This is a genomic window from Halomonas sp. 707D4, from assembly GCF_024158685.1.
Lineage (GTDB): Bacteria > Pseudomonadota > Gammaproteobacteria > Pseudomonadales > Halomonadaceae > Vreelandella.
In genome coordinates, this window is sequence record NZ_JAMZBD010000302.1 from 1 (window position 1) to 3,943 (window position 3,943).

The 3,943-nt window shown below is 63.6% G+C and carries 4 protein-coding genes and 1 pseudogene; all 5 read left to right on the forward strand.

The window, feature by feature from the left end; genetic code table 11:
- A pseudogene (locus BIS11_RS12455) lies at nt 1-388 on the forward strand (leucyl aminopeptidase); the annotation flags it as partial.
- Between the two features lie 140 nt (nt 389-528).
- Nucleotides 529-1,641 (forward strand): branched-chain amino acid aminotransferase, encoded by a 1,113-nt coding sequence (locus tag BIS11_RS12460; protein WP_253418830.1) that lies wholly within the window; start codon nt 529-531, stop codon nt 1,639-1,641.
- 85 nt (nt 1,642-1,726) lie between these two features.
- Nucleotides 1,727-2,158 (forward strand): DNA polymerase III subunit chi, encoded by a 432-nt coding sequence (locus tag BIS11_RS12465; protein WP_253418832.1) that lies wholly within the window; start codon nt 1,727-1,729, stop codon nt 2,156-2,158.
- 80 nt (nt 2,159-2,238) lie between these two features.
- On the forward strand, nt 2,239-3,189 hold the full coding sequence (locus BIS11_RS12470; RefSeq protein ID WP_367399047.1) for a YhcG family protein: 951 nt from the start codon (nt 2,239-2,241) through the stop codon (nt 3,187-3,189).
- Nucleotides 3,190-3,329: 140 nt separating this feature from the next.
- The coding region (locus BIS11_RS12475) for a class I tRNA ligase family protein (protein WP_253586154.1) at nt 3,330-3,943 on the forward strand (614 nt) is incomplete at its 3' end.

A 3,943-nucleotide genomic window follows, 5' to 3' on the forward strand; every position in this document is an offset into this window, starting at 1 on the left:
GCTCACAGGTGCTGCCATCGTGGCGCTGGGCCACCACGCCACCGGCCTGCTTTCCAATGACGACGATCTGGCCCTCGACGTGCTCGATGCCGGCGAATCCGCCTGGGATCGCGCCTGGCACCTGCCGCTGTGGGACGAGTACCAGGAACAGCTCGACTCCAACTTCGCGGACCTCGCCAACATCGGCGGGCGCCCGGCGGGGACCATCACTGCGGCGTGCTTTCTGTCGCGCTTCGCCGAGCACTTCCCCTGGGCGCACCTGGACATCGCCGGCACCGCCTGGCATTCGGGCAAGCAGAAAGGCGCCACCGGCCGCCCGGTGGGGCTTCTGACCCAGTACCTGCTGGATCGCGAAGCCGACGCCGAGGTGGAAACCGAGACAAAATAGCCGGCCCGGCCGGTTAACGGTTGCCTTTCGTCAGCACAACCGTTAAATCTGAACGTCATGAGACGCCCGCACGCGCGGGCGTCTTTTCCCCCTTCTGATGTCACCCCCTGCGGGGGTATTTTTTGCGGAGACCATACGCCGTGCCCAGTGCCAGTTCAGCCAACCGTTTCGATATCCTGCCCTCCAACCTGCCCACGGCGGAGAACATTCGCGAAAGCATCCTCCAGAACCCAGGCTTTGGACGTCACTTCACCGACCACATGGTCAACATCCGCTGGACCGTGGACGCCGACTGGCACGGCCACCAGGTGCGCCCCTACGGGCCGCTGACCCTGGACCCGGCGGCGGCGGTGCTGCACTACGGCCAGGAGATCTTCGAGGGCATCAAGGCCTACCGCCACGAGGATGGCTCCATCTGGACCTTTCGCCCGGAGAAGAACGCCGAGCGCCTGCGCCGTAGCGCCCGTCGGCTCGCCCTGCCGGAACTCTCGGACGACGACTTCATCGGCTCGATCCAGGCGCTGCTCGCCCAGGATCACGCCTGGGTACCCACGCCGCACAGCGACGCCGACGAGTGCAGCCTCTACCTGCGCCCGTTCATGATCGCATCGGAAGCCTTTCTCGGCGTGCGCCCGGCTCACGAAGTGGACTACTACGTCATCGCCTCGCCTGCGGCGTCCTACTTCAAGGGCGGCATCTCGCCGGTCTCGATCTGGCTCTCGTCGACCTACAAGCGCGCCGCCGCCGGCGGCACCGGCTTTGCCAAGTGCGGCGGCAACTACGCAGCCTCGCTCGCCGCGCAGAAAGAGGCCGAAAGCCACGGCTGCGGTCAGGTGGCGTTTCTGGACGCCGCCGAGAACAAGTGGATCGAAGAGCTCGGCGGCATGAACCTGTTCTTCGTCTACAAGGATGGCCGCCTGGTCACCCCGCGTTTGACCGACACCATTCTCGAAGGCGTGACCCGCAACTCCGTGCTGACGCTGGCTAAAGACATGGGCCTGACCCCGGAAGAGCGCCCGATCAGCATCGACGAGTGGCGCGAAGGTGCGGCCAACGGCGAGATCAGCGAAGTGTTCGCCTGCGGCACCGCGGCGGTCATCACCCCGGTGGGCGAGCTGGTCACCGAGAACGAGCGCATCCGCGTTCAGGGCGACGGTGGTTCAGAGGTCGCCATGCGCATTCGCAAGACGCTGCTCGACATCCAGTACGGACGCAGCGAGGACAAGCACGGCTGGCTGACCCGGCTGGTGTGATCGCCTCTGCCGCCGCCTTCCGGCGGCGGCTTTTTTCATAGCGCTGCTTCTCATAGCGTCGCTGTTCATAGCGTAAGGCAGACCCATGGCGCGAATCGACTTCTACATTCTTCAGGACACCACCCTGGAGGCGCGGCTCGCCTTTGCCTGCAAGCTGGCCGAGACCATCCACCGCAAGGGCTACCGGCTGCACCTGCACTGCGAGGATCAGGCGCTCGCCGAGCAGGCCGACGAGGCGCTGTGGAGCTTTCGCGAGGATGCCTACCTGCCCCACGCGATCGAAGGCAGCGACCTGGCCGCGAGCGTCCCCATCACGCTGGGCTTTGGCGAACTGCCCGCGCCCCGCGAGGAGACCGCGCTCTTGAACCTGCATCCGGACATCCCGGAGGGCATCGAGCGTTTCACCCGTGTGGCCGAAATCATCAACCAGCACCAGCAGGTGCTGGTGACCAAGCGCGCCTGCTGGCAGCGCTACAAGGAGCTTGGCCATGAGGTAGTGCCGCACAAGATCGGCTGATACTGGAGAGAAAGCCCATAAGCGACAAGCCCGCTTCCCTGATCATACCGCCCGATGGCTACAGCGACTGGCTCACCGAGCTGAAGCACCGCATTCATGGCGCTCAGCAGCGGGCGACGCTGGCGGTCAACCGCGAGCTGATTTTGCTCTACTGGCAGATCGGCCGCGATATTCTTAAGCGCCAGGCAGAGCAGGGTTGGGGCGCGAAGGTGATCGAGCGACTAGCGTTCGATCTGCGCTCGGCGTTTCCGGAAACCAAGGGCTTCTCCAGAGCCAATTTGATGTACATGCGTGCCTTTGCCGACGCTTGGTCCAACGATGAAATTGTCCAACAGGCCGTTGGACAATTACCCTGGGGCCATAACCTTGTGCTTCTCAGTAAATTGAAAGCGCCCGCTGAACGTTTGGCCTATGCTGAGGCCGCTGTGGAAAACGGCTGGTCTCGCAACGTACTGGTCATGCAGATCGAAACCCGCTTGCTGGAGCGCCAGGGCGCGGCGGTGACCAACTTCGAGCCACGCCTGCCCAAGCCACAGTCGGACCTGGCCCGCGAATCGCTGAAAGACCCCTACCGCTTCGACTTTCTCGGTCTGACGGCCGAGTCCCAGGAGCGCGAGGTCGAAGAGGCGCTGGTACGTCACGTCACCGAGTTTCTGCTGGAACTGGGCGCAGGCTTTGCCTTCGTGGGGCGCCAGGTGCTGCTCGACGTCGGCGGCGAAGAGTTCTTTCTAGATCTTCTGTTCTATCATCTGAAGCTTCGCTGCTACGTGGTCATCGAGCTCAAGACCGGCAAGTTCAAACCGGAACATCTGGGGCAGCTCGGCTTCTACTTGACGGCGGTCGACCGCCAGATCAAAACCGAGCTGGATGCGCCGACCATCGGCCTTTTACTGTGCAAGAGCAAGAACCGGGTGGTTGCCGAGTACAAGCTGCTGGAATCGCTACCCACCGAGCTGCAAACCGGCCTGCCCAGTATCGAGCGCCTCGAACAGGAGCTCGCCGAGATAAAACGTCGGCCAGGCGTAGAGTAAACGGCGCCAGTGAAGGCGGTAGCACCTTGAACGCGCGCCTGACGCCCTCCCCCATATCGCGCTATACTGGCCGCCATTTTTCGAACTTCTTTTGAATTTCGTGCTTTCTCCGGAAAGCATCGTCGTCGGTGAGCCGCTCCATGGAAAAGACCTACCAACCCGAACAGATCGAAACCCGCTGGTACGAGCGCTGGGAGGCGGACAACCGCTTCGCGCCGTCAGGCACCGGCGCGCCCTTCTCCATCATGATTCCGCCGCCCAACGTGACCGGAAGCCTGCACATGGGCCACGCGTTCCAGGACACCATCATGGATACCCTGACGCGCTGGAAGCGAATGCAGGGCAACAACACTCTGTGGCAGGTAGGCACCGACCACGCCGGCATCGCCACCCAAATGCTGGTGGAGCGCAAGGTCGCCGCGGAAGAGGGCAAGACGCGCCACGACCTCGGCCGCGAAGCGTTCACCGACAAGATCTGGGAGTGGAAGGAGGAGTCCGGCGGTCACATCACGCGCCAGCTGCGCCGCATGGGCGCCAGCGTCGACTGGTCCCGCGAGCGCTTCACCATGGACGACGGCTTCTACAAGGCGGTTCAGGAAGTATTCGTGCGCCTGCACGAAGAGAAGCTCGTCTACCGCGGCAAGCGTCTGGTCAACTGGGACCCGACGCTGCACACCGCGATCTCCGATCTCGAGGTCGAGAACAAGGAGCAGCAGGGCAGCTTCTGGCATTTCCGCTATCCGCTGGCCGACGG